Annotated in this window: 22 protein-coding genes; 12 read left to right on the forward strand and 10 right to left on the reverse strand. The window is 61.1% G+C overall.

Annotated elements, in window-relative coordinates:
• The 5 genes from AB5Y85_RS02420 to AB5Y85_RS02440 all read right to left on the reverse strand — a co-directional run.
• Positions 1-1,123, reverse strand: a 1,123-nt coding sequence (locus AB5Y85_RS02420) for an ATP-binding cassette domain-containing protein (protein WP_368221119.1), incomplete at its 3' end; no start/stop codon positions are given.
• On the reverse strand, positions 1,120-2,283 hold the full coding sequence (gene macA, locus AB5Y85_RS02425; RefSeq protein ID WP_257686675.1) for a macrolide transporter subunit MacA: 1,164 nt from the start codon (positions 2,281-2,283) through the stop codon (positions 1,120-1,122). The genes macA and AB5Y85_RS02420, both read right to left, overlap by 4 nt.
• 250 nt (positions 2,284-2,533) lie before the next feature.
• Positions 2,534-3,424, reverse strand: coding sequence for a manganese-dependent inorganic pyrophosphatase (locus AB5Y85_RS02430; RefSeq protein WP_040065992.1), 891 nt, complete (start codon positions 3,422-3,424; stop codon positions 2,534-2,536).
• Between the two features lie 342 nt (positions 3,425-3,766).
• The gene (gene recN / locus AB5Y85_RS02435) at positions 3,767-5,431 is read right to left on the reverse strand and encodes a DNA repair protein RecN (protein WP_257686674.1); all 1,665 of its coding nucleotides are present in this window, start codon (positions 5,429-5,431) and stop codon (positions 3,767-3,769) included.
• Positions 5,432-5,571: 140 nt separating this feature from the next.
• Positions 5,572-6,885, reverse strand: a complete 1,314-nt coding sequence (locus AB5Y85_RS02440; RefSeq protein ID WP_257686673.1) for a 6-phospho-beta-glucosidase — start codon at positions 6,883-6,885, stop codon at positions 5,572-5,574.
• Between the two features lie 162 nt (positions 6,886-7,047).
• On the opposite strand from AB5Y85_RS02440, the gene AB5Y85_RS02445 reads away from it, so the two are divergent.
• Positions 7,048-7,989: a LysR substrate-binding domain-containing protein gene (locus AB5Y85_RS02445; protein ID WP_257686672.1), complete on the forward strand. Its 942-nt coding sequence runs from the start codon at positions 7,048-7,050 to the stop codon at positions 7,987-7,989.
• On the opposite strand, the gene nadK is transcribed toward AB5Y85_RS02445, so the two are convergent.
• Positions 7,986-8,870: an NAD(+) kinase gene (gene nadK / locus AB5Y85_RS02450; protein ID WP_042018657.1), complete on the reverse strand. Its 885-nt coding sequence runs from the start codon at positions 8,868-8,870 to the stop codon at positions 7,986-7,988. The two genes, AB5Y85_RS02445 and nadK, sit on opposite strands and share 4 nt — an antisense overlap.
• A 292-nt stretch (positions 8,871-9,162) precedes the next feature.
• On the opposite strand from nadK, the gene grpE reads away from it, so the two are divergent.
• The 8 genes from grpE (at position 9,163) to AB5Y85_RS02490 (ending at position 19,967) form a co-directional block, all read left to right on the forward strand.
• Positions 9,163-9,738 (forward strand): nucleotide exchange factor GrpE, encoded by a 576-nt coding sequence (gene grpE / locus AB5Y85_RS02455; RefSeq protein WP_042058176.1) that lies wholly within the window; start codon positions 9,163-9,165, stop codon positions 9,736-9,738.
• A gap of 298 nt (positions 9,739-10,036) precedes the next feature.
• Positions 10,037-11,965 carry a molecular chaperone DnaK gene (gene dnaK / locus AB5Y85_RS02460; protein ID WP_368221121.1) on the forward strand — a complete coding sequence of 643 codons (1,929 nt, stop codon included), beginning with the start codon at positions 10,037-10,039 and terminating at the stop codon, positions 11,963-11,965.
• 101 nt (positions 11,966-12,066) lie between these two features.
• On the forward strand, positions 12,067-13,209 hold the full coding sequence (gene dnaJ / locus AB5Y85_RS02465) for a molecular chaperone DnaJ (protein ID WP_033136595.1): 1,143 nt from the start codon (positions 12,067-12,069) through the stop codon (positions 13,207-13,209).
• Positions 13,210-13,473: 264 nt separating this feature from the next.
• Positions 13,474-14,994 carry a carbohydrate porin gene (locus AB5Y85_RS02470; protein ID WP_368221122.1) on the forward strand — a complete coding sequence of 507 codons (1,521 nt, stop codon included), beginning with the start codon at positions 13,474-13,476 and terminating at the stop codon, positions 14,992-14,994.
• Between the two features lie 115 nt (positions 14,995-15,109).
• A complete protein-coding gene (locus AB5Y85_RS02475) occupies positions 15,110-16,066 on the forward strand; it encodes an aminoimidazole riboside kinase (RefSeq protein ID WP_368221123.1) in 957 nt (318 codons plus the stop codon).
• Between the two features lie 83 nt (positions 16,067-16,149).
• Positions 16,150-17,514 carry a sucrose-specific PTS transporter subunit IIBC gene (locus AB5Y85_RS02480; RefSeq protein WP_043818633.1) on the forward strand — a complete coding sequence of 455 codons (1,365 nt, stop codon included), beginning with the start codon at positions 16,150-16,152 and terminating at the stop codon, positions 17,512-17,514.
• A complete protein-coding gene (locus AB5Y85_RS02485) occupies positions 17,514-18,929 on the forward strand; it encodes a glycoside hydrolase family 32 protein (RefSeq protein ID WP_368221124.1) in 1,416 nt (471 codons plus the stop codon). The genes AB5Y85_RS02480 and AB5Y85_RS02485 overlap by 1 nt, the downstream gene beginning before the upstream one ends.
• Positions 18,930-18,956: 27 nt before the next feature.
• A complete protein-coding gene (locus tag AB5Y85_RS02490) occupies positions 18,957-19,967 on the forward strand; it encodes a LacI family DNA-binding transcriptional regulator (RefSeq protein ID WP_368221125.1) in 1,011 nt (336 codons plus the stop codon).
• Between the two features lie 92 nt (positions 19,968-20,059).
• On the opposite strand, the gene AB5Y85_RS02495 is transcribed toward AB5Y85_RS02490, so the two are convergent.
• From AB5Y85_RS02495 to AB5Y85_RS02510, 4 genes are all read right to left on the reverse strand, one after another.
• Positions 20,060-20,788 carry an MgtC/SapB family protein gene (locus AB5Y85_RS02495; RefSeq protein WP_100654143.1) on the reverse strand — a complete coding sequence of 243 codons (729 nt, stop codon included), beginning with the start codon at positions 20,786-20,788 and terminating at the stop codon, positions 20,060-20,062.
• A 218-nt stretch (positions 20,789-21,006) separates the two neighbouring features.
• Positions 21,007-21,411: a hypothetical protein gene (locus AB5Y85_RS02500; RefSeq protein ID WP_005359258.1), complete on the reverse strand. Its 405-nt coding sequence runs from the start codon at positions 21,409-21,411 to the stop codon at positions 21,007-21,009.
• 381 nt (positions 21,412-21,792) lie between these two features.
• Positions 21,793-23,064 (reverse strand): NAD(P)/FAD-dependent oxidoreductase, encoded by a 1,272-nt coding sequence (locus AB5Y85_RS02505; protein WP_005338013.1) that lies wholly within the window; start codon positions 23,062-23,064, stop codon positions 21,793-21,795.
• Positions 23,065-23,119: 55 nt separating this feature from the next.
• Positions 23,120-23,305, reverse strand: a complete 186-nt coding sequence (locus AB5Y85_RS02510) for a DUF2892 domain-containing protein (RefSeq protein ID WP_005344304.1) — start codon at positions 23,303-23,305, stop codon at positions 23,120-23,122.
• 88 nt (positions 23,306-23,393) lie between these two features.
• Between AB5Y85_RS02510 and AB5Y85_RS02515 the strand changes: the two genes are divergently transcribed.
• Genes AB5Y85_RS02515 through AB5Y85_RS02525 form a run of 3 tightly spaced genes read left to right on the forward strand, consistent with a single transcriptional unit; the run spans position 23,394 to position 24,605 of the window.
• Positions 23,394-23,708: a helix-turn-helix transcriptional regulator gene (locus AB5Y85_RS02515; protein WP_005338008.1), complete on the forward strand. Its 315-nt coding sequence runs from the start codon at positions 23,394-23,396 to the stop codon at positions 23,706-23,708.
• A complete protein-coding gene (locus AB5Y85_RS02520; RefSeq protein WP_041202268.1) occupies positions 23,708-24,121 on the forward strand; it encodes a YeeE/YedE family protein in 414 nt (137 codons plus the stop codon). The genes AB5Y85_RS02515 and AB5Y85_RS02520 overlap by 1 nt, the downstream gene beginning before the upstream one ends.
• A gap of 13 nt (positions 24,122-24,134) precedes the next feature.
• The gene (locus tag AB5Y85_RS02525) at positions 24,135-24,605 is read left to right on the forward strand and encodes a YeeE/YedE family protein (protein WP_257686664.1); all 471 of its coding nucleotides are present in this window, start codon (positions 24,135-24,137) and stop codon (positions 24,603-24,605) included.
• The last annotated feature ends 6 nt before the right edge of the window (positions 24,606-24,611 follow it).

The following is a 24,611-nucleotide window of genomic DNA, read 5'->3' on the forward strand; positions in this document are numbered from 1 at the left end:
GATAGCGCAACTGGCCGGAGCTGCCGATCTCGGGGCTGGCGCCCGCAAGATAGGGCTGCCCCAGCAGGGCATCGAGATCCCCCTTGTTGAGGGTCTGGATGCTGGCCATCTTCTCATCGCCCCATCCTTTACCCGGGAAGATTTCGATGGTGTTGGTGCCCATCGCATTGATCTGGTCGATCACCTTGGCGCGCGCCCCTTGACCAAGAGCGACCACGCTCACCACGGCGGCGATGCCGATGATGATGCCGAGCATGGTGAGGAAGGTGCGCATCCGGTGGGCGAGCATGGCATGGATCGCCATCCGTCCCGCTTCCCGATAGCGATCCCAGTCGTGACCCATGGCGCCTTTAGTGGGCACTATTTTTTGAGGGGCAGTGGTTGTGCTTGTGGCGGTGGCTGGAGCCAACACGGCCGTTTGGCAGGGGCCGCTATCTTGTTCAATCCGACCATCCTTGAGAGTGATGATCCGGTCGGCATGGCTGGCCACGTTCATATCGTGGGTGACCAGAATGATGGTGTGGCCCTGAGCGTGCAGCTCCTTGAGGATCGCCATCACCTCCTTGCCGCTCTGGCTATCCAGTGCGCCGGTCGGTTCATCGGCGAGGATCACTTCGCCGCCATTGGCCAGCGCCCGGGCGATACTGACCCGCTGCTGCTGACCGCCGGAGAGCTGGCCCGGGGTATGGTGACTGCGATCGGCCAGCCCCAGTCTGCCCAGCAGCTGACGCGCGCGCGCCTGGCGATCCGGGCGGCTGGTGCCGGCATAGACAGCTGGGATCTCCACGTTGGCGGTGGCATCGAGATGGGGCAGCAGGTGGTAGCGCTGAAAGATAAAGCCGAAGTGGTGGCAGCGCAGCCGGGCCAGCGCCAACGCATCCATGGTGGCGGTGTCCTGACCGCGAAACAGGTACTGGCCGCCGCTCGGGCTATCCAGGCAACCCAGCAAGTTCATCAGGGTCGATTTGCCAGAGCCGGATGCGCCGACAATGGCGATCATCTCTCCTGCCGAGATGGTGATATCAAGAGGGTAGAGCACGGTGACTTCGCTGTCGCCGCTCTGGTAGCGTCGCTCGACCCCTTTCAGCTGGATCAACGGCAGCTGGTTCAGGGGCTCACTCATAGCATCACCGCCATCTCATCATTGTCGGTGGGAGCACCGTGATTGAGCTGCACCTCCTCCTTCTCACTCAGCCCGCTGATCACCTCAATGCGGATCTCGTCCTTCATACCTGTCTTGATATGACGGGTTTCGGTCGTCTCATCTTCCTTGATCACGGTGACTTCATACTCGTTGTCACCCAGCGACTTGCCGAGGGCAGTTTGCGGCACAGTGAGCACCTGCTTGCGCTCGCCGAGCACAATGGTCACCTGGGTGGTCATTGCGACCCGCAGGGTATGAGCGGGATTGGGTACATCGAACAGGGCGTAGTAGTAGACAGCCGCATTGCTGGTGGTGGTACCTGTGGTGGCCTGATCGTTGATGTTGGTAGGCGCTAACTCCACGGCGCGAAGCTTACCCTGATAGCGGGTATCCGGATCGCCGATCAAGGTGAAATAGACCGGCATGCCGGCTTTGACCTTGGTGACATCAGCTTCGGAGATCTGCGCCTTGACCGTCATGGTCTCGAGGTTGGCCAGCTTGAGCACGGTCGGCACCGTCTGGCTGGCAGCCAGGGTCTGGCCCTGACGGGTCACAATGCTGATGACGGTGCCATCCATCGGCGCCAGGATCTTGGTGTAGCCCAGCTCGGTCTTGGCCCTATCAACCTTGATCAGGGCGTTGTCGATATTGGCCTGGCTGTTTTGCAGTTCGGCGCGGGTGACTGCCAGCAGAGCCTCGGCACTCTCCAGATCGGCCCGTGAGCTCGCCTCCTGCTTGAACATCTGCTGCTGGCGCCGCCAGGCGAGCTCGTTCTGTTTGAGTTGCGCCTGCTTGATCTTGAGCTGGGCGCGGTTGCTGGCAAGCTCTGCCTCGGCCGTCTTGAGGTTGTTCTGGGCAATCAGGGGATCGATCTCGGCCAGCAGGTCTCCCTGCTTGACCTGATCACCTGCCTCGACGGCCAGCTTGGTGACTTGACCGGAGACCTGAGCCCCCACATCCACCTGTTCTACGGCCTGCAGCACACCACTGGCCAGCACGGTCTGGGCAATATCCTCGCGGGTCACCTGAGCGGTCAGCATCGCCTTGGGTGGTTGACTGGGCCAGAGCAGCCAGCCGAGGAGCACCACGGCGATCAGCATGGTGATGGTCAGGGTTCTCTGCTTGGGGGTTATGTTCATCGATCACCTGAATGGAAACGGAAAAGGTTGTGCGCGGCGATTATCCTGCAGCAAAGCCCTGATAAATAACAGCCGCAAATATGTAAGCAAAGTTATGGCGTTAACTGTCAATAAGCCGAGAAAGGAGTAAGCGAGAGCCCGCAGTGGTGATCAAGATGGTCAGCAAGAGGATAGGGAGTGCTGCTGGCGGTGGCGATGAAAAAGCCCTGCGCAGAGGCAGGGCTTTGAAATAGGTTATGGCGAGGGAGGGTCAGGCCTTGGCCAGCAGATCCATCACCCAGGGCAGACCCTGCTTCTTGCGGCTGACAAAGCCCGGGTGGTAGCTGGACTCTGCCGGTACTTTGGCGTGTTCGGTAAAGTAGATACGGCTGGCTGCGGCCGTCAGGTCAGTCACCATCAGCACGAAGAAGTCGAGCCCTTCGCTCGCCACGCGCTGGGCCATCTCCTGCTGCAGGGCTGGCAAGTGCTCGGCCAGCTGCTGCTCGCTGCCCACTTCGATCTGGCTCATGATGAAGTTCAGACCTTCGGCCTGGAATGCCTTCTCATCCTGCTGCAGCAGTTGAGCTGGGGTCAGGCCGCTCAGGTCGGTTTTCGCCATCAGCAGCTGTTGGCCGAATTCGGCTAGCGATACTTCGGCCAGCGGTGCCAGACGCTCACAGGCGATCTTGTCCTGCTCGGTGGTGGTCGGCGAGGTGAGACAGAGGGTGTCGCTCATGATGGCGCCCAGCATCAGGCGAGCCTGGCTGCGGGTCACAGTGCCTTGCTGGCTCAGCAGATCGAAGGCGATGGTGCAGGTGCAGCCGACGGCACGGATCCAGGCATCCAGCGGAGATTGGGTGACCAGAGTGCCGAGACGGTGGTGATCCACCAGGCCCAGTACATTGGCTTGTGCCAGTGTGGCAGGGCCCTGTTCCAGATCACTGAAATCCACCAGCCAGACATCTTCACCGGTCAGATCTTTGGTCAGCAATTCGGGTTCGCTGACGCCTGCCTGCTCCAGAATAAAACGGGTTTCGGTGCGCAGGTCACCCAGACGCCATGGGGTGGCCTGACGGCCCTGGCCATTGAGCCAGTCGGTGATAACCAGCGCACTGCAGATACTGTCGCTATCAGGATTCTTGTGACCAAAAACGTGGATCATAGACAAAGCCTCACAATTGGATACCCATAAAGGGGGGCAACACTATGCGAAATCCGCCACATGAAGGCAACCGGATCAACGCCCATGTTGCTGCCAGCTTCGCCTAACTCGCCATTTTATTGATCTGGGTAGGTAATCCTGACGCGAGTTCAGTTATCACAGTTGGCTATTGGCTATTGGCTATTGGCTATTGGCTATTGGCTATTGGCTATTGGCTATTGGCTATTGGCTATTGGCTATTGCTGACTATGAAGGCCATGGCACTCGTCCGTACCTGCTAAGTCAGCATGTTCGGTCTGCCCTGTCAGTCGCCATCGCTGCAAATCGGCTTTATTGCCAGATTCAACGGCGCAGCAGCTCGCGAGCATTGGCCAGGGTGTTGTCGGTGATCTGGTCGCCACCGAGCAGGCGTGCCAGCTCATTGAGACGGGCATTCTGGTCGAGCGCATCCATCCGGGTTTCGGTGGTTTTGCCATCGGTATGCTTGCTCACCACCATATGCTGGTGGCCGTTGCCTGCCACCTGAGGCAAGTGAGTGACCACCATCACCTGAGTGGACTCGCCGAGCTGGCGCAGCAGGCGACCCACCACGGCGGCAGTCGGGCCGCTGATCCCCACATCCACTTCGTCGAAAATCAGAGTCGGGGTTGAGACCTTGCGGGCGCTGATCACTACGATGGCGAGACTGATGCGCGACAGTTCACCGCCTGACGCCACCTTGCCAAGCGGCTGAATGGGTTGGCCCGGGTTGGTGGTGACCATAAATTCCACCCGATCGATACCCAGCGGAGAGAGGCTGCTCTGGGCATCGGGGCGTACCTCGATGGCGAAGCGGCCATCCGGCATCGCTAGCTCATGCATGCTGCTGGTTACCTTGGCACCCAGTTCCTCGGCATAACGTTGACGGCTCTGGCTCAGTGCCTCGGCAGCCTGGACAAACGCCTGACGGGCGTCTGCCAGTTCATCTTCCATCCCCTCTAACCGTTCTTCGTCGGAATTGAGGCGGGCGAGATCGGAGGCCAGCTCCTGATGGTGTTGGGCCAGATCTGCCGGTTTGACGTGGTGTTTGCGAGCCAGATTGATCGCCTTGGAGAGGCGGGCTTCCAGCTCGTTGAAACGTTCGGGATCCAGCTCCAGTCGGTCGAGGTAGCTGCGCAGTTCGCTGTGGCTCTCCTGCACCCCGATCAGTGCTTCGTTCAGCATCTCCAGTACCGGAGTGAGACGGCTGTCCATGCTGACCAGCCCCTCGGCGCGATCGACGGCCGATTGCAGCAGGCCAGCGATGGTGGTCTCTTCGTTGTCATAGAGCAGATCGAGGCAGGCGCCGCACTCCTGCATCAGCTCGGTGCCGTTGGCGAGGCGCTGGTGCTCCTCCTCTATCTCTTCAAATTCCCCTGGCTGCAGGGCGAATTCGTCCAGCTCCTGCACCTGATACTCGATCAGCTGGCGACGGGCCTCCCGCTGCTGTTGCTCGGCCTTGAGCCGGTTCAATTCGTTTTGCAGTTGGCGCCACTGCTGATAGTGCTGACGCACCTCGTCGAGCAACAGATGGTGGCCGGCGTAGCCATCGAGCAGGGCGAGCTGGTAGTCGGGTTTGAGCAGCATCTGGTGGGCATGCTGACCGTGCACGTTGACCAGCAGCTGGCCCAGATTCTTGAGCTGGGTGAGGGGGACGGGAACTCCGTTGATATAGCTGCGTGAGCGGCCCTCGGCGGAGATGACGCGCCGCACGATACACTCACCTTCGTTTTCCAGCTCGTTGGTGGCGAGCCAGGCACGGGCGGCCGGGTTGTTGTCCAGCAGGAAGCGGGCGCTGACCTCGCTTTTGTCGCTATCGGGTCGCACCATGCCGGCTTCGGCCCGCTCTCCGAGACAGAGACCGAGTGCGTCGATGGCGATGGATTTACCGGCACCGGTCTCACCGGTGATGCAGGTCATGCCCGGTTGCAGATCGAGTTCGAGAAACTTGACGATGGCGAAGTTGTTGACGGTCAGCTGGGTCAGCATGGTCTCATCCTGTATAAGTCAACATTACTGTGTATGCATCCAGTATATACTGGTCTTATATACAGTAAAGAGGGCGCCGCCATTTTTAACGAATAGAGGCCACCAGAGCGGTGGCCTGCGGGATTGCAACAAGGAGCATGTCAGTGAAAGGCTGACATCAGATCCGGATGGGCAGCGATCACCTCGCCCAGTGCCTGTTCCAGTCGACTTCCGCTGGTGATTAGGGGGTTGAGCACCAAGGCGCGCCAGGCGGTATGGCGGTTGCCGGTGATGGCGGCCTCGATGGTGAGCTGCTCGAACTCCTTCATCAACTGCAGCAGGCGCAGGGTATCTTGCGGGAAGGGGGCCACGTTGAGTGGCAGCGGGCCCGATTTGGTGATGAGGGAGCTGACCTCCACCGCGCACTCGTCTGGCAGGCCGTTGATGGCGCCATTGTTGCGGGTGTTGACGTGCATGATGATGCGCTTGTCGTTGTGGATGGCACTCATCAGTTCGCACGCCGCTTCCGAGTAATACTGGCCGCCGCGACCTTCCAGAGCCTTCGGTTTCTCGGCGAGATCCGGGTTGCGATAGAGATCGAACAGTTGTTGTTCAATGGCCTTGACCACTTCGCCACGGGTCCCTTCACCGCTAGCCTCCCCGAGCTCCTGTTTGAGAATATCGTCGCTCATGTAGTAGTAGCGCAGATAGGCGCAGGGGATCATACCCAGATTGGCCAGCAGATCCTTGGGCCAGGCAAAGGGGGGAATATTGCGTGGTACCAGCGGGTCGTGCCCTTGCGCGAGTCGGGCGATCACCGCGCCGAGTTTATCTTCGCCCTGATGCTGTATCTGGCGCACGAAGATAAAGTGATTGAGGCCGGCCACCTGCATGATGAACTCTTGCTCATCGCGGGTATCCAGCAGAGTCGCGACCCCTTTTTGCATGATCACCGGCACGTTGCACAGCCCCACCGCCTTGATCTTGCTGTGGCGCAACACGGCTTCGGTCACCATGCCCGACGGATTGGTGAAGTTGAGCAGCCAGGCATCGGGGCAGAGGCGCTCCATGTCGGCGGCGATCTGCAGGGCGATGGGGATGGTCCGGCAGGCGTTGGCAAAGCCGCCGAGTCCGTTGGTCTCCTGACCGATCAGGCCATATTTCAACGAGATCCGCTCATCGCTGATACGTGCCTCCAGGCACCCGGCACGGAATTGGGAACAAACGTAGTCGGCATCGCGCAGCGCCTCTTCTCGCTCCAGCCGGGTTTCAACTCGAACCGCCAGTCCGGCCTTGGCCAGCATGCGGCGGGTGAGGGCGGCAATGATCTCCATCTTCTCGCGGCCATCGTCGATGTCTACCAGCCAGAGTTCGCGCAGTGGCAACTCGTGCTGACGCTGGATCAAGCCCTCGATTAGCTCCGGGGTGTAGCTGGAGCCTGCGCCGATGACCACAATCTTGAGTCCGTTTTTCATTGTCCACCTCATTAACAGGGATAGGGTTTGACCCTATTAAAGAGGGGCTGGGGCGGGCCGACAAACGAAATATGGGGCAGCATGGATTAGCCTGTTTCATGCATAAGGGGAAATGGCATACTGATGGCCTGCACCGCAACGCGCGTCATCACGAGGTTATCCATGCTGGTTCAACAGAACACTCTTGCCCTGCTGCACACCTTCGAGAGCACGGCCCGCCACCTCAGCTTTACACGGGCAGCCGAGGAGATGAACCTCACCCAGGGGGCCATCAGCCACCGTATTCGCCATCTGGAGGGGTTATTGGGGTTTCGTCTGTTTATTCGCCTGACCCGCAAGCTTGAATTGACGGAGGAGGGGACTCGTCTGCTGGCGACCATCAGCCACTCCCTGCGCCAGATCAACGAGGAGATTGAAGATATTCGTGCTCAGGATCTGCGTGGCACGCTCCATGTGGGGGTTGCGCCGACGCTGGGGCTCAACTGGCTGATGCCCAGATTGCCGCGCTTCCAGCAGCGCTGGCCCGGGTTGAACGTGATGATGCGGGTTCGAGCCGGGGCGGTGGATTTCAACGAGGAGCGGGTAGATCTGGCCATCTACTACGGCGCAACCCGCTGCAGTGATCTGCACCGTGAACTGTTGATGGAGGAGCGCCTGATACCTGTCTGCTCCCCCGCCTATGCAGAGCGGCTGGGATTGTTGAGAGATCCGGTTCGGCTGGCGGAGGCCTGTTTTATCCATGCCTCGGAGTCGACCGATGTGCAGCAGCTCTTCTCGGAGTGGCGGCTCTGGTGCGATGACTTAGGCATGTCGCTGCCCTATGAACAGCGCCACTACGGCTTCAATCACTATCAGATGGCATTGCAAGCCGCGCAAGGAGGCATGGGGGTGGCTATGGGGCGGGAGGTGCTGGTGCGCAGCTTGCTGGAACAGGGCTCGCTGGTTGCGGTAGGTGGCTCGGCTGTGGCGGCCGGGCGCAATTACGAGCTAATCTCGCCGCGGGAGAACCGCGAGCGGCCGCGTTTTCGCGCCTTCAGCGACTGGCTGCGCAGCGAGGTGGCGCTTAGCCAGAGCACTGCTGCACAGTTCGATCCCGCAGATTAAAACAGCTTGCTGCCCCAGCCGAGCTTGTTGCGCAGCACGTGGAAGTAGCTGTAGTCGAGCGGATGCACCAGATGGAGCTGGTGGTGGCTCTTCTTGATGAGGATCTCGTCCCCCGGGTGGACCGCCAGCGTCACCTGACCATCACAGCTGACCTGCATGGCATCGTCCTGATTGTCCGGTGAGACCAGCAGGCGCACTTCGCTGTCGGCATCGAGCACGATTGGGCGACTGCTCAGAGTGTGCGGGAACATGGGCACCAGCGTGATGGCGTTGAGTTTGGGAGTGAGGATGGGGCCGCCAGCCGACAGGGAGTAAGCGGTGGAGCCGGTCGGGGTGGCCACTATGATGCCGTCCGAGCGCTGGCTATACATAAAGCTGCCATCGATATAGACCTCGAACTCGATCATATGGGCGATCTTGCCTGGGTGCAGCACTGCCTCGTTGACTGCCAGATTGCTCGACTTGCGCTCGCCGTGGCGATAGACCGAGGCCTCCAGCAGGAAGCGGTGTTCGCTCTTGTAGTGACCGGAGAGCACCTGTTCCAGCGGCAGCAGATAATCCTGCGGCGAGAGGTCGGTCAGAAAGCCGAGGTTGCCCCGGTTGACCCCGATCACCGCTACATCGAAGCGCGACAGCACCCGTGCCGCCCCCAGCATGTTGCCGTCACCGCCGACCACGATGGCGAGATCGGCCTGCTGGCCGAGCTGCACCAGATCCATCACGTTTTCATCGAGGATGCTCAGGGTCTGGGCGACCCGGCTCTCGACCAGTACCCGAAAACCGCGGGCGGTCAGGTATTGATGCAGGCCGGTCAGCGTCTGGTTGGCCCCTTCATGGTGGGGTTTGCCAATCAGGGCGATGGTTTTGAACGGAGAATCCATAGTCTGTCGGGTCTGGGATGGGTATTGCGGGCCAGTATACAGTGCTTTGGCCCGCTTGTGACGCTCTCCCGTGTCACGGGGGCAGCTATCCCCTTGAGTCAGCTGGCTAAAGGGTGAGCTGCAACGCCAAGAAACAGCCGCTTGCGGCAGATCATCCACCCTGATTGGCCTTTTACCCCTTGAAAGCCGGGGATGCATCCCCATAATAGCGCCAACATAGTCGGTCTGTTGTCGTCCGGTCGCTCAACCTGACGTCAGGGCCCTCATAAGTAACCCCGGAATTGGAGATGTCATGAACCACGAAGAGCAAAAGGTTGAAGCGATGGAGCAAGTGGAAGTCCAGCCAGTCGAGCCGACCGATGTAGACAGTGAAGTGACAGCCGAGCAGGCCCGCATTGCCGAACTGGAAGCGCAGCTGGAAACCGCTATCCAAAAAGCGGCGGAAGAGCGTGAACGCGCCCTGCGTACCGCCGCCGAAATGGAGAACCTGCGCCGTCGTACCGAGCTGGATGTCGAGAAGGCGCACAAATTCGCTCTGGAGAAGTTCGCAGGCGAATTGCTGCCGGTGCTGGACAACCTTGAGCGCGCCATCGAACTGGCCGACAAGGAGAACGAAGCCCTCAAGCCGATGATCGAAGGTGTCGAGCTGACCCTGAAATCCATGCAGAGCGGCGTGGCCAAGTTCGGTCTGGTGGCGCTCGACCCGCTCAACCAGCCGTTTGATCCCAACGCTCATCAGGCGATGAGCATGGTGCCGAGTGCCGATGTGGCGCCGAACACCGTCATTGCCGTGATGCAGAAGGGCTACGACCTCAACGGTCGGGTGATCCGTCCGGCCATGGTGATGATCGCTAAAGCGGTCGACTGATTGGCTGTGGGTACCCGAGCCCGCCTCGTGGCGGGCTTTTTGTTTCGTAGTGCAGCACCCGCTCATGGTGCCCGGCTTCACGGCTCAACGTGACCGAGCAACCATGACAAAGGGTGTGGTTTTTTGGGGTTGGGGCTTGAAGCTGCGTCTGGCGACCCCATATAGGGTACAAGGCCGCGGCGGCACAAAAAATTTGATGCCGGGAGCTTGAAAGCCAGATTGGCAGCCCCCACCTAGCCGTTAACGCATTAAGGCGAGTTCCTCGCCAGTTTATTCAAAGTATTTGGAGATTCGTCAAATGGGTAAAATCATCGGTATTGACCTGGGTACTACCAACTCCTGCGTCGCTATTCTGGATGGCGACACTGCTCGCGTGATCGAGAACGCAGAAGGCGATCGTACTACTCCGTCCATCATTGCCTATGCCGATGATGGCGAGATCCTGGTTGGTCAGCCGGCCAAGCGTCAGGCCATCACCAACCCGAAAAACACCCTGTTCGCCATCAAGCGTCTGATCGGTCGTCGTTTTGAAGATGAAGAAGTGCAGCGTGACCTGAAAATCATGCCGTACGCCATCGCCAAAGCTGACAACGGCGATGCCTGGGTTGAAGTGAAGGGCAAGAAAATGGCACCGCCGCAGATCTCTGCCGAAGTGCTGAAAAAGATGAAGAAGACCGCCGAAGACTACCTGGGCGAGCCGGTAACCGAAGCAGTCATCACTGTTCCGGCCTACTTCAACGACGCCCAGCGTCAGGCTACCAAGGATGCCGGTCGCATCGCCGGTCTGGATGTAAAACGCATCATCAACGAACCGACCGCAGCTGCTTTCGCTTACGGCGTGAACAAGGTCAAGGGTGAGCGCAAGGTTGCCGTATATGACCTGGGTGGCGGTACTTTCGATATCTCCATCATCGAGATCGACGAAGTGGAAGGCGAGACCACCTTCGAAGTACTGGCGACCAACGGTAACACCCACCTGGGTGGTGAAGACTTCGACAACCGCGTCATCAACTATCTGGTAGACGAGTTCAAGCGTGAGCAGGGCATCGACCTGCGCAACGACCAGCTGGCTCTGCAGCGTTTGAAAGATGCCGCCGAGAAAGCCAAGATCGAGCTCTCTTCTGCCCAGCAGACCGACGTCAACCTGCCGTACATCACTGCAGATGCCACCGGTCCGAAGCACATGAACATCAAGGTGACCCGCGCCAAGCTGGAGTCCCTGGTAGAAGACATGGTGAAAGACTCTCTGGAGCCGGTTCGTGTTGCCCTGAAAGACTCCGGTCTGGCAGTTGGCGAGATCGACGACGTGATCCTGGTTGGTGGTCAGACCCGTATGCCGCTGGTTCAGAAGACCGTTGCCGAGTTCTTTGGCAAAGAGCCGCGTAAAGACGTCAACCCGGACGAAGCCGTGGCCATGGGTGCTGCCATCCAGGGTGCCGTACTGTCCGGTGACAAGACCGACGTGCTGCTGCTGGACGTTACTCCGCTCTCCCTGGGTATCGAAACCATGGGTAGCGTGATGACTGCGCTGATTGAGAAGAACACCACCATCCCGACCAAGAAGTCCCAGGTGTTCTCCACTGCCGAAGACAACCAGTCTGCCGTGACCATTCACGTGCTGCAGGGTGAGCGCAAGCGCGCCAGCGACAACAAGTCTCTGGGCCAGTTCAACCTGGAAGGCATCCGTCCGGCACCGCGCGGTCTGCCGCAGATCGAAGTGACCTTCGACATCGATGCCAACGGTATCCTGCACGTCTCTGCGAAAGACAAAGAGACCAACAAAGAGCAGAAGATCACCATCCAGGCCTCCTCTGGTCTGTCTGATGACGAGATCGAGCGTATGGTACGCGAAGCCGAAGCCAACGCGGCCGAGGACAAGAAGTTCGAAGAGCTGGTACAGGCCCGCAACCAGGCTGATGGTCTGGTCCACTCCGTCCGCAAGCAGATCACCGAAGCCGGTGAAGCCCTGCCTGCCGATGAGAAGAGCAAGATCGAAGCCGCGGTGAGCGAGCTGGAAGCGGCCCTCAAGGGTGACGACAAGGCTGCCATCGAAGCCAAACAGCAGGCTCTGCTGGAAGCGTCCCAGAAGCTGATGGAAATTGCCCAGCAGCAGGCTCAGGCCCAGGGCGCAGCCGGTGCTGATGCCGGTCAGTCCTCCTCTTCTGCCAAGGCTGACGACGACGTCGTCGACGCCGAGTTCGAAGAAGTGAAAGACGACAAGAAGTAAGCCCTACCCAGATGGGCGAAGTCCGCTTCGCCCATCGGCTTGGTCAATGAATTCACGGGCGTTGGGTAACCAACGCCCGTCTGCGTAACCACAGGATGAGTATGTCGAAGCGCGATTTCTACGAAGTACTGGGTGTGGCGAAAGATGCCGACGATCGCGAGATCAAGAAGGCGTACAAGCGCCTGGCCATGAAGTATCACCCGGACCGTAACCAGGGTGATGCCGCATCCGAAGAGAAGTTCAAAGAGGTCAAGGAAGCCTACGAGGTCCTGACCGATGCCAACCTGCGTGCCCGATACGACCAGTACGGCCATGCCGGTGTTGACCCGAGCCAGGGTGGCGGTGGCCACGGCGGCTTTGGCGGCAATGCCGACTTCGCCGACATGTTTGGTGACGTATTCGGTGACATCTTCGGCGGTGGCCGTGGTGGTGCCCGTCGTGGCCCGGCCCGTGGCTCCGACCTGCGTTACACCATGGAGCTGACGCTGGAAGAGGCGGTACGCGGGGTCTCCAAGGAGATCAAGGTGCCGACCCTGGTTCACTGCGAAGTCTGTAACGGCTCCGGTGCCCACACCGGCAGCAGTGCCCAGACTTGCCCGACCTGCCACGGCTCCGGCCAGGTGCAGATGCGTCAGGGCTTCTTCGCGGTGCAGCAGGCGTGCCCGCACTGTCACGGCCGCGGCAAGATCATCAAGGATCCGTGCCGCAAGTGTCACGGTGAAGGTCGCTACCAGCGCACCAAGACCCTGTCGGTGAAAATTCCGGCGGGCGTCGATACCGGCGATCGCATCCGTCTCTCCGGCGAAGGAGAAGCGGGGGAAGCAGGGGCACCGGCAGGGGATCTCTACGTACAGGTGCACGTCAAAGAGCACGAGATCTTCGTGCGTGACGGTAACAACCTCTACTGCGAAGTGCCCATCAGCTTCACCGCAGCTGCGCTGGGTGGCGAGATTGAAGTGCCGACCCTGGATGGCCGCGTCAAGCTCAAGGTCACTCCGGAGACCCAGACCGGCAAGATGTTCCGCATGCGCGGCAAGGGTGTCAAGTCCGTGCGCTCCGGTCAGGTAGGGGATCTGATGTGCAAGGTGGTGATCGAGACTCCGGTCAACCTCACCGAGCAGCAGAAAGAGCTGTTGCGCCAGCTGGACGAGTCCTTCAGCGGTGCCGCTGCCAAGACCCACAAGCCGAAATCGGAAGGCTTCTTCGAAGGGGTGAAACGCTTCTTCGACGATCTGACCAGCTGATTTCAGCCACCCGAATAAACAGAGCCGGCCTTGTGCTGGCTCTTTTTTTGCCCGCCGTTTAGCCAGGATCCGCCTTATTGAGTGGATCCTGATGAGGGATCCTCCTCACAACTCCCGCCAATTCCTGCTGTACAAATGTTATCCCGCTCACACTGTTGCTGAAACGGTTTAGTTGTCGTATTGAGTTAGCTAAATTGGTTTAGCTATGCTCTGACTGTCGATAACAACAGCGCCCGTCCGGGCCACAGATGACAGGTGAGGAAGATGATGATGTTCAAGAGCAAGTTGGCGCTGGCGGTAGCGCTGGGATTGGGGATGAGCAGCCCGCTGTGGGCGGCGCAGGCGAGTGTCGCAGGGGAGAGTGTAGGAGGAGAGAGTGTCGAGGCCCGTCTGGCGGCGCTGGAGGCGCGGGTGCAGGCGGCCGAAGCGAGAGCCGAGGCGGCAGAGAGCCGTGCCAGTCAGGCGGAAGTGAAGGCGAGCGCGGCGAGCGAGCAGGCGCAGGTGGCCGACAGCCGTAGCCAGAAGGTGGATGAGAAGACCGCTGGTGCCCAGGGCTTCGAGTTTCACGGCTATGCCCGCTCGGGCCTGTTGGTCAACAGCAATGGCAACGGTGGGCGCGGCGGCCCCTACATCACGCCAGCCGGTTCGGTGGGTGGGGCCGTCGGTCGCCTTGGCAACGAGGATGACACCTACATGGAGGCCAACCTGCTGAAAACCCAGACCTTCGAGGATGGCAGCTGGGCCCGCTACAAGCTGATGCTGGCGGACGGGGTAGAGACCAGCAACGACTGGACCGCCAGCGATTCGAGCCTCAATACCCGTCAGGTGTTTGCCGAGATCGGCAATCTGGCTAGCTTCGACGGCCCCTTCAAGAATGCGGTGCTCTGGGCGGGCAAGCGCTTTGACCGCGACAACTTTGACATCCACTGGCTCGATTCCGACGTGGTGTTCCTGGCCGGTACCGGCGGCGGCGTCTACGACGTGCAGCTGGCCGACAGCTGGAAGGCCAACTTCTCTCTCTATGGCCGGGATTACGGCGACATCAGCGCCAGCGGTCTCTCCGATATCGAGAGCTACATCCTCACCATGAACAACCGCGTCGGTAACTGGCAGTGGATGGTGAACGGTCTCTCGGCCAAGGACAATGACGCCCGCATCAATGACAAGGGGGCGGGCAGCGAGGCGGCGGACAAGGGGGCACACACCCTGCTGGCCTACCACGGCGAGAGCTTCTTCGGCCTCAACCCCGGTTTTGCCAAGGCGGCGGTGCTGTACGGTCATGGGCTGGGGGCCGAGGTCAAGGGGCTGGGCTCTGACAGCGAGCTGCTGCCGGACGCCGATGCAGTGCGGGTCGCCGTGTTTGGCGCCACCGATCTCAACTCGCGCTGGCGTTTTGCCCCGGCCCTGCTGGCCGAGCAGAGTCAGGATCGCTACGTGAAAGGGGACGAGTATCGCTGGCTTACCTTCAATACCCGGGTGGCGCAGGTGCTGAGCCAGAACGTCGAGCTGGTCTACGAGGCGGCCTGGCAGTACATGGATCTCGACCCCAAGGGTTACAAGGGACGCCAGGCGGTGAACGGCAACTTCACCAAGCTCACCTTCGCCCCCACCTTCAAGGCGCAGACCGCCGGTTTCTTCGAACGTCCCGAGCTGCGGGTGTTCGCCAGTTGGATGGACTGGTCCTCCGAGCTCGACAACTACGCCAGCGACGATGCCATGGGCCAGAGCAACTTCACCGCCGGTGGAGAGTGGAACTTTGGCGTGCAGATGGAAACCTGGTTCTAGTTCGTTATCCCGATCACAAAAATGGCAACCGGTGCCGAGATCTGTTGGTTGGCTAAAACGGTTTAGCTGATAATGCCAGCCAACAGAACAGAGTTCGGCTTTGACCGTGGATCCGATGCAGCAGTGGAGTAGCAAGGTGACGAATCGTGTGTGGGTAATGGGTGATGCGGTGGTGGACTTGATCCCGGAAGGGGCGTTGCACTACCTCAAGTGTCCGGGTGGCGCGCCCGCAAATGTGGCGGTTGGCGTGGCACGGCTGGGTGGCGATGCGGCCTTTATCGGCCGTGTCGGCGCCGATCCGTTCGGCCACTTTATGGCTGAGACCCTGAGCGGGGAGGGGGTGGATGTGGCCGCGCTGTGGCTCGATCCTGACCATTGCACCTCGACCGTGCTGGTAGAACTGGATGACGAGGGGGAGCGCAGCTTCACCTTTATGGTGCGCCCCAGTGCCGACCAGTTCCTCACCCCAAATGAGTTGCCTCGCTTCGATGCCGGTCAGTGGCTGCTCACCTGCTCCATCGCGCTCGCCAACGAGCCGGTACGCACCAGCTGCCTGCAGGCCATGGCGGCCATCAAGGCGGCAGGCGGGCGGGTCTGCTTCGACCCCAACTTGCGTCCCGAGGTGTGGGGCAACCCCGCCGAGATGCTGCCGCTGGTACGTCAGGCCATCGGGCGGGCGGATGTGGTCAAGCTCTCCATCGAGGAGCTGCAACTGCTGAGTGGCGAGGATGAACTGGCTGCCGGGCTTGCAACTCTCTCTGGCCCGGCGCTGGTGCTGGTGACCAGAGGGGCGGCCGGGGTGGTGGCTCGCCTTGATGGCGAGTTGCTGGAGTGGGTGGGGCAGAAAGTGACGCCCATCGATACCACGGGGGCGGGGGATGCCTTCGTCGCCGGTCTGCTGGCGGCGCTGGCCGGGCGCTCGTCGCTGCCGACTCTGGCCGAGCTACCCGCCATCCTGGCTCAGGCCCACGGCTGCGGGGCGCTCGCCACCACCGCCAAGGGGGCGATGACGGCGCTGCCGACCCGCTCCGAACTGGATGCCTTTTTGCGATCAGGCGCAAGCGGCTGTTGAGCTGAGGCTAGAAGCCCGGCTCGACAGCCCCTACTCTCATGTGACAAGGGCCCGCCAGCGTGGCGGGTCATAAGAGGAAGAATATGAATATCAGTGCGATAGCCAAGGATCTGGTGCCCCTGCTCGGGGGCAAGGAGAATATCGTCAGCGCTGCCCACTGCGCCACCCGGCTGCGGTTGGTGCTGGCCGATGACAGCAAGGTAAACAAGGCCGCCATCGACAAGCTGGAGGGGGTCAAGGGGTGCTTTAGCAACGCGGGCCAAATTCAGGTGATCTTCGGCACCGGTCTGGTCAACAAGGTCTATGCGGAGTTTGTGGCGCTGACCGGTACCGGCACCGCCAGCAAGGCGGAGCTGACCGACATGGCGGCGGCCAAGCTCAACGTGGCCCAGCGGTTGGCGCGAACCCTCTCCAACATCTTCGTGCCGATCATTCCGGCCATCGTCGCCTCGGGCTTGCTGATGGGGCTGCTCGGCATGGTGCGCACCTACGGCTGGGCCAATGCCGACAGCGCCCTGTTTGTGATGCTCGACATGTTCAGCTCGGCGGCATTTATCATATTGCCCATTCTGATCGGCTTTACGGCAGCACGTGAGTTTGGCGGCAATCCGTACCTCGGGGCGACCCTTGGTGGCATCCTCACCCACCCGGCGCTGACCAACGCCTGGGGCGTGGCCGGTGGCTTCAAGACCATGGACTTTTTCGGGCTGGATGTGGCGATGATCGGCTATCAGGGCACCGTCTTCCCGGTGCTCTTGGCAGTCTGGTTTATGTCCCATCTGGAGAAACAGCTGCGCAAGCGCATTCCGGATGCGCTGGATCTGATCCTCACCCCGTTTTTGACCGTCATCATCACCGGTTTCGTGGCACTGCTCTTTATCGGCCCGGCGGGTCGGGTATTGGGGGATGGCATCTCGTTCGGTCTGAGCGCCCTCTATGAGCAGGCGGGCTGGCTGGCGGGGCTGGTGTTTGGCGGCACTTACTCGCTTATTGTCATCACCGGCATCCATCACAGCTTCCACGCCATCGAGGCGGGGCTGCTGGCCAATCCGCAAATTGGCGTCAACTTCCTGCTGCCCATCTGGGCTATGGCCAACGTGGCACAGGGCGGGGCTTGCCTCGCGGTCTACTTCAAGACTCGCGACGTGAAGATCAAGGCCATCACGGTGCCGGCGGCCATGTCCTGCCTGCTGGGTATCACGGAAGCGGCGATCTTCGGGGTGAACCTGCGTTACATCAAACCCTTCCTCGCCGGTCTGTTTGGCGGGGCCTGCGGCGGCGCCTACGTGGTGGCGGCCAAGGTGGGGATGACGGCGGTGGGGCTGACCGGTATTCCCGGCATGGCCATCGTCCAGCCCATGAGCCTTATTCACTACATCATCGGGCTGGTGATCGCCTTTGGCGCCGCCTTCGCCGCTTCCTACCTGCTCAAGTACAAGGTGGAGTGATGAAGGAAAGCGATCTTCTCAACCTGATTGTCCGGTCGCTGCTGGCCGGACAGCTCAAGGCGGCGGCCGATCCCCATCGGCCCCGTTGGCATCTGGCAGCTCCGGTGGGGCTGCTTAACGATCCCAACGGCTTTATCGAGCACGACGGGCGCTACCACCTTTTCTACCAGTGGAATCCGCTGGGCTGCGAGCACCGCAACAAGGGCTGGGGCCATGTCACCTCCACCGATCTGCTGCATTGGCAGCACGAGCCGGTGGCGCTGTTGCCCACCGAAGCCTATGAGAGCCACGGCTGCTATTCGGGCTCTGCGGTGAGCGACGAGCAGGGGCGTCTGACCCTTATCTACACCGGTAATGTCAAATACCCGGATGGCAGCCGCACCGCTTATCAGTGTCTGGCCCGCGCCGACGGTGAGGCCGGTTTTGCCAAGCTGGGGCCTGTGCTGGATCTGCCCGCAGGCTACAGCGGCCATGTGCGCGATCCCAAGGTGTGGCACGACGGCCAGCAGTGGCTGATGGTGCTGGGGGCTCGCACTCTGGATGACAAGGGGGAAGTGCTGCTCTATCGCGGCGACACCCTGCAAAGCTGGCAGCGGGTGGGCCCCATCGCCGGTAGCGGGCGAGGGGGGCTGGGTGAGTTTGGCTATATGTGGGAGTGCCCGGATCTCTTCCCGTTGGGGGATCGCCATGTGTTGATCAGCTGCCCGCAGGGGATTGCCCCAGAAGGCGAGGATTATCGCAACCTCTACCAGTGCGGCTGGCTTTCTGGCAACTTCGACGGCGAGCGCTTCGAGCACGGGGTTTTCCACGAGTTGGACCGGGGCTTCGAGTTCTATGCCCCCCAGACCACTCTGGATAGCCAGGGTCGGCGCTTGCTGTTTGGCTGGCTGGGTCTGCCGGAGGAGAACGAGATGAGCCAACCTACTGTCGCTCACGGCTGGATCCACCAGATGAGCTGCCCGCGGGAGCTGTTCTGGCAGGATGAGTGGCTCTGCCAGCGGCCGGTGGCGGAGCTGGCGGCATTGAAGGGAGAGTTGACCCGTTTCGAGGGGACGCTCGGCGAATTTCCGGGGCTGGCCATCGACTCGGCCTGGCTCGATCTGTATCTCTGCGGTGAGGGGCGTCTCTGGTTCGGCGCCGTGGCCGAGCTAGTGTGGCAGCCGGACCGTATCACCTTGCGGCGCCAGAATTGGCAGAGCGGAGCGTGGGAGACCCGCAGCAGCCCATGGGCTGGCGGGCGGATCACCGTGCTATGCGATCGCTCCAGTCTGGAGTGCTTCATCGATGAGGGTCGCCACAGCCTGTCGGCGCGCTATTTTCCCGGGGACAAGCCGCAACTTTCATCAGGTAACGGCGATGATGGCTGCAAAATTTGCCTCAATCACTGGCCGCTGTCGGCATGCCTAGTACAATAGCCCGGTTCTAGTCAGCCGGGAGGCCAGGTGGAGAAGAAGAAACGGATCACGATTGCCCAGATCGCCGAACTGGCGGGGGTGTCCAAGGCGACCGCCAGTCTGGTGCTCAACGGGAAGAGTGCGGAGTACCGGATTGCCGATGATACCCGCAAGCGCATTCAGGCGGTGGCGGAGGAGTATCACTACCTGCCTAGCTTTCACGCCCGCTCCCTGCGCGAGACCCGCAGTTACACCTGGGGGCTGGTGATCCCCGATCTCACCAACTTCGGTTTTGCCCGCATCGCCCGCGCCCTCGAGGCCCACTGCCGGGAGGCGGGTATCCAGCTGCTGATCGCCTGCTCCGAGGATGATCCCGCCCTCGAGCAGCGGGTGGTGGACAACCTTATCAGCCGTCAGGTGGATGGGCTGATTGTTGCCTCCAGCGGCCACAGCGATGACATCTATGCCCGTATCCACGACCGCCTGCCGGTGGTACAGCTCGACCGCCATATTGGCGAGTCGCGCCTGCCCATGGTGATCTCCGATGCCTGCAAGGCCACCGCCGAGCTGGTGCGGGACATGGCCAGCGAGTGCGGCGAGGAGATCTACTACTTCGGCGGCCTGCTGGATCTCTCCCCCAGCCGTCACCGGCTGGCGGGCTATGAGCTGGGGCTCCATCGCGCCGGTTTTGAAGCCGATGCCGCCCGGGTGCGCCATCGCGACTACCAGCCGAGCTCCGGTTATCAGCTGATGGCCGAGCTGGTGGCCGAGCTGGGGGCGCCCCCCAGGGGGCTCTTTACTGCCTCCTTTACCCTGCTGGAAGGGGTGCTGCGCTACCTCAACGAGGCGGGGCTGATGGAGACGGGCATGCGCCTGTGTACCTTCGATGATCACGACCTGCTCGACTGCATTCCCATGCGCATCGACTCGGTGGCGCAGGATTGTCCGGCGCTGGCCCACGCCGCTTTCGAGCTGATGCAGCAACTGATTGCGGGCAATCCTCCGGCTCAGACCGCTCAGGTGATTACCCCCAGGGTGCGCTGGCGCAGTCGCCGCTAGTCACACTTCACCCATCCCATATGAGAAAGCCCCGCCATTGCTGGCGGGGCTTTTTGCCGTTGGCGGATGGAGCCATGACTCTGGCTGACAGCTCAGTCGGTGGTACTGGTGCGCCAGAACACCTGCTTGATATGGGGGTGGATGGCCAGCTTTTGCATCAGGGCATCCAGCTCGTCGCCATCGATGGAGGTAGCCAGCAACACCGCCGAGATCTCCAGATCCCCCTCGCCAAACGGCTCGATGTCGAGCTCGCTCAGGGGGTAGTTGGCCTGCTCCAGCATCTCCTCGAGCCAGTGCAGCACCTCCTTTTGATGCTCGCGCGGGGTCAGGGCCGTCACCTTGTAGGTCACTTCGGTGTCGGTATTGTCCACCGGGCGACGGTTGATCTGATTGACCAGCGGTCGCAGCAGGGTGTTGGCGGCGAGCACAAACAGGGCGCCCAGAATTGCCTCCATGGCCAGCCCGGCGCCACAGGCGGCGCCGACTGCTGCCACGCCCCAGAGAGTGGCGGCGGTGTTGATGCCGCGGATATTGCCCGACTCGCGCATGATGACGCCGGCGCCGAGAAAGCCGATGCCGGAGACGATATAGGCCACCACATGGACCACGTTGTAGTTGCCGCCGTGCAGGTCATAGATGCGCTGGGCCAGACTGACGAACAGGGCGGCCCCTACGGCGACCAGCACGTTGGTGCGAAGGCCCGCGGTACGTTGGCGGTACTGGCGCTCCAGCCCGACCAGACTGCCAAGCACAAAGGCGAGCAGCAGGCTGGCCAGGGTGTCGAGCAGGGAGATCATGTCAATTTGTTGCCACATCTTCATGGCGTACTCCTTCTGATGAGCGCTGGTTTGGTGCAATCCATGATGAAACGCCGGGAGGCGGATGGATCAGGGGATGATTGCGCGGATGGCCAGCAGACAAACAAAAACGCGGCGTCCCGGGGCGTGAGCATCATCGGATGCCCTGACGCTCGGAGAGGACGCAACAAGTGGGGCCAGCGTGGCTGGCCTCTTTCACTGTGGTTAACGCAGGTGTGCGGTCAGTTGAGCTCGGGATCGCAGTCGATGCGTGGGCGCAGTTGCCAGCGCACAGGATGTGCCACCCCGACCTGATGAACAAACTGCACCAGATAGCGTCGCTGGGGCGGGGTGCACTGCAGGTTGAGCACCAGCTCTCGCCCGCCGCCGCGACCCGGCTTCATCGATTGCATTGGTTGCAGCCCCGCCGGTTGCAGGGTGTGGTTCACCATATCCAGCACCTGTTCCATATCGGCGCGATCCTCACAGCGGATCTGCAGCCGGTAGTGGTGCTGACGCTGTTTGCCGCCCAGCCAGCGTGGCAGCATGCCACGGCCGAGCCGGCTCAACAGGGGGTGAGCCCGGGTAGCAACAGAACCTGTTGCGACCGCGCGATCTGCAGCCGGTTTGATTGAGATAAAACGCATAGCAGCCTCCTTGTGGGAAGCAGAAACTATGCAGGCATGGCGACCGTGGCGGTTGGCCACTGGTTGTCAGACGTCAAGTGTAAAAAGGGAGAAGAGGGGAGTGGATTTCCGCTTCTCGCAGGGTTGCGAGCATGCGGCAGAGAAAGACCTGCGGCTAGCTCGCGACCTTGGTACCGACGATGAGGGTCGGTCTACAACTGTCACTTGATGAGTTGCCCACTGATGGTCTCCGCTATTGATAAGAGGCTCGAATGATAGCCGAGGCGGCAGGCAGGGTAAACCCCGCGCTGCCCGCAGCAACATCTTGAAACATAATCGAAAGCCCCGTTTTGCCGCGCAGGGCCGCCAAAAGCAGACCCGGCGAGGGCCGGGTCTGCGGGGTCATTCGGTCTTGTCGATGCCGAGGTATTTGAGCATCAGTTTTTCGTAGATGGGCTCGGTATCCCCCACCTGCATCTTGTGCAGGAAGTACTTCTCAAAGGCGATCTTGGCCAGATGGACCCACTTTCCTTTCTTGAACCAGGCGACGTTGCGCGGCGGGATCTGCGGCATGGCGACGAAGGCGGCACCTGTGTCCCCCATGTCTGCCAGACAGATGGCATTCCACACTGCCTTGGTCACCGGCGGCTGGCCGCTGAGCTCCGCCTTGATGTTGTGGCTCAGGGTGCGCACCATCGCCTCAATCATGTAACCGGTCTTGGGCACCCCGGTTGGTACCGGCGTCTTGTGCGGCGGTGCAATGGCGATGCAGACCCCGGCGGCGTAAATCTGCGGGAAGGCGGGATTGCGCTGGTGCTCGTCGACGATGACAAAGCCGCGGGGATTGACCAGCCCCTCGATGCCCCGCAGCGGCGCAATGCCGACAAAGGCGGGCAGCATCATGGCGTGTTTGTAGGGCAGGGTGTGGGTGCGCTTGATGTTGCCCTCATCGTCCAGCTCCTCCACCGTCATCTGGCCATCTTGCGCCGCCACGGTGCGGGCATTGCAGATCCACTGCACGTCGCGCATCCGCAATTCGCTCTCCAGCATCCCCTTGGAGTCACCCACGCCGTTGAGACCAAGGTGGCCGATGTAGGGCTCGCTGGTGACAAAGGTCATGGGCACATTTTTTCTCACCTTCTTGTCGCGCAGGTGGCGATCGAGGATGAACGCATACTCGTAGGCGGGGCCGAAGCAGGAGGCGCCCGGCATGGCGCCGACAATCACAGGGCCGGGCTCATCGACCAGTGCGCTGACACTGTGGCGGCACTCTTCGGCGTGGGAGAGGGTACAGACGCTGGTGGTGCCACCGGATTCGGGGCCAGCCCCCGTCACCTCGTCAAAGGCGAGGGCCGGGCCGGTGCAGATCGCCAGAAAGTCGTAACGCAGGGTCTGGCCATCGGAGAGGGTGAGCTGCTGCGCCGCCGGTTGCAGCTCGGTCAGGGCGGCATGGATAAAGCGGATCCCCTTTTTCTTCACATGGGGTTCGATGGGGATCGAGGTCTCCTTGCGCTCCCGCCACTGGACGGCAATCCAGGGGTTGGAGGGGGTAAATTCAAAGTCCGGCTTGTCATTGATGAGGATCACCTCATGCTGCTTGCCCAGTTCGGCCTTGAGTTCGTAGGCGGCAGACATGCCCCCGAGACCCGCGCCGATGACGATTACCGTTGCCATGTTCAGCCTCCTGCGTTTATTACACGCTCATATGAGCCTAGGTCATCCGACCCTGTTATTTAAATCCTATCCGTTTGAGGATCATCGCTGCCGGGCAGAAACCGGTGAATGCGCTCTGGATCAGGTTGACCCCGACAAAGGCACTCAACCAGACAAAGCCCGGATGAACCCAGGTGGTAAGGATCAGCGAGAGCAGCAACATGCAACCCGCGACGATTCTGACTCCGTTATCTACTGTCATGGTCTTTCTCCTCATCTACTTTAGATATTGCTAATTTAGTGTTGTTTTATACAATAGAACAAATATCAGCAATTGCTAATTTACTCTTATGAGCCAATTCGACGAGATGAACAGACATGCGACAGCCGCCGCCTCCCTGCTCAAGGCGTTGGCTCATCCCGAACGCCTGATGGTGCTCTGCCAGCTGGTGGAGGGGGAGAAGGGGGTCGGGGAGCTGCTGGCCCATAGCCAACTCGGGCAGTCGGCCTTCTCCCAGCAGTTGTCGGTGCTCAAGCGCTACGGCCTGATCCGTTCGCGCAAGGTCTCCCAGCAGATCTACTACTCGCTGGTGAGCGAGGCGGCCGCAGATGTGTTGGGAGCGCTGCAAACCCATTTTTGTCACTCGGAAAATAAGGAATCTTGATGATGGAAAGCCAATGGCTGCTCTCTTTGGGCGGTGGCATGCTGGCGGGGCTGTCGGCCCTGATCCTGATGTTGTTCAACGGCCGGGTGGCCGGGATCAGCGGCATTCTGGCCGGTGCGCTGCAACACCGTGCACCGTGGCGGGTGCTGTTTCTGCTGGGGCTGGGGGCGGGCGCCTGGTTGGCGCTGACTCTGGGTTGGGCCAGTATGCCCGCATTCACCACCTTGCCCGGCTGGCCTGTAGTGCTGCTGGCAGGTCTGCTGGTCGGCATCGGTACCCGTCTTGGCAATGGCTGCACCAGCGGTCACGGTATCTGTGGCATGGGGCGGCTCTCCCTGCGCTCCATCGTCGCCACCCTGACCTTTATGGCGGCAGGCTTTATCACCGTCTTTGTCACTCATCATCTGCTGTAAGGGGCTGATCGCCATGAAGTTGCTGACAAGTTTGTTTGCGGGTGTGTTGTTCGGACTGGGGATGGCCATCTCCGGCATGATGGATCCCGCCCGGGTCACCGGATTTCTCGATCTGGCCGGGGCCTGGGATCCCAGCCTCGCCTTCGTGATGGGGGGCGCCCTGCTGGTCTTTATGCCGGGTTATTTTCTGCTGGTGAAACCCCGTCGCCAGAGTGTGCTGGGGGAGCCCATCGCAGCCGTACCAGCCCCTCGGCTGGAGCTCAGGCTGATCGGCGGGGCCGCGCTGTTTGGCATCGGCTGGGGATTGGTGGGTATCTGCCCGGGGCCTGCTCTGAGTCTCATTTCCAGCGGGCAGCCCATGATAATGTTGTTTATAGCGGCCATGGTGGCCGGGATCTTGCTGTTTGACAGAGGGCTGGCCAGGTTGCTGACCAAGGCGCCAGCTCGGGGAGTGGATAAGGTGCGCCAGTCCCATACCGCCTGATCCCGT

Source organism: Aeromonas sp. R3-1 (assembly GCF_040908345.1).
Classification (GTDB): Bacteria; Pseudomonadota; Gammaproteobacteria; order Enterobacterales; family Aeromonadaceae; genus Aeromonas; species Aeromonas veronii.

What these genes read in the sequence shown, in the direction of transcription:
- nadK (WP_042018657.1), bottom strand. Translation starts at nt 8,870, where the DNA reads ATGGATTCTCCGTTCAAAACCATCGCCCTGATTGGCAAACCCCACCAT.
- AB5Y85_RS02475 (WP_368221123.1), top strand. Translation starts at nt 15,110, where the DNA reads ATGCAGCAGTGGAGTAGCAAGGTGACGAATCGTGTGTGGGTAATGGGT.
- macA (WP_257686675.1), bottom strand. Translation starts at nt 2,283, where the DNA reads ATGAACATAACCCCCAAGCAGAGAACCCTGACCATCACCATGCTGATC.
- dnaJ (WP_033136595.1), top strand. Translation starts at nt 12,067, where the DNA reads ATGTCGAAGCGCGATTTCTACGAAGTACTGGGTGTGGCGAAAGATGCC.
- AB5Y85_RS02510 (WP_005344304.1), bottom strand. Translation starts at nt 23,305, where the DNA reads ATGACAGTAGATAACGGAGTCAGAATCGTCGCGGGTTGCATGTTGCTG.
- AB5Y85_RS02445 (WP_257686672.1), top strand. Translation starts at nt 7,048, where the DNA reads ATGCTGGTTCAACAGAACACTCTTGCCCTGCTGCACACCTTCGAGAGC.
- AB5Y85_RS02430 (WP_040065992.1), bottom strand. Translation starts at nt 3,424, where the DNA reads ATGATCCACGTTTTTGGTCACAAGAATCCTGATAGCGACAGTATCTGC.
- dnaK (WP_368221121.1), top strand. Translation starts at nt 10,037, where the DNA reads ATGGGTAAAATCATCGGTATTGACCTGGGTACTACCAACTCCTGCGTC.
- AB5Y85_RS02480 (WP_043818633.1), top strand. Translation starts at nt 16,150, where the DNA reads ATGAATATCAGTGCGATAGCCAAGGATCTGGTGCCCCTGCTCGGGGGC.
- AB5Y85_RS02470 (WP_368221122.1), top strand. Translation starts at nt 13,474, where the DNA reads ATGATGATGTTCAAGAGCAAGTTGGCGCTGGCGGTAGCGCTGGGATTG.
- AB5Y85_RS02485 (WP_368221124.1), top strand. Translation starts at nt 17,514, where the DNA reads ATGAAGGAAAGCGATCTTCTCAACCTGATTGTCCGGTCGCTGCTGGCC.
- grpE (WP_042058176.1), top strand. Translation starts at nt 9,163, where the DNA reads ATGAACCACGAAGAGCAAAAGGTTGAAGCGATGGAGCAAGTGGAAGTC.
- AB5Y85_RS02495 (WP_100654143.1), bottom strand. Translation starts at nt 20,788, where the DNA reads ATGAAGATGTGGCAACAAATTGACATGATCTCCCTGCTCGACACCCTG.
- AB5Y85_RS02525 (WP_257686664.1), top strand. Translation starts at nt 24,135, where the DNA reads ATGAAGTTGCTGACAAGTTTGTTTGCGGGTGTGTTGTTCGGACTGGGG.
- AB5Y85_RS02440 (WP_257686673.1), bottom strand. Translation starts at nt 6,885, where the DNA reads ATGAAAAACGGACTCAAGATTGTGGTCATCGGCGCAGGCTCCAGCTAC.
- AB5Y85_RS02520 (WP_041202268.1), top strand. Translation starts at nt 23,708, where the DNA reads ATGATGGAAAGCCAATGGCTGCTCTCTTTGGGCGGTGGCATGCTGGCG.
- AB5Y85_RS02515 (WP_005338008.1), top strand. Translation starts at nt 23,394, where the DNA reads ATGAGCCAATTCGACGAGATGAACAGACATGCGACAGCCGCCGCCTCC.
- AB5Y85_RS02500 (WP_005359258.1), bottom strand. Translation starts at nt 21,411, where the DNA reads ATGCGTTTTATCTCAATCAAACCGGCTGCAGATCGCGCGGTCGCAACA.
- AB5Y85_RS02505 (WP_005338013.1), bottom strand. Translation starts at nt 23,064, where the DNA reads ATGGCAACGGTAATCGTCATCGGCGCGGGTCTCGGGGGCATGTCTGCC.
- recN (WP_257686674.1), bottom strand. Translation starts at nt 5,431, where the DNA reads ATGCTGACCCAGCTGACCGTCAACAACTTCGCCATCGTCAAGTTTCTC.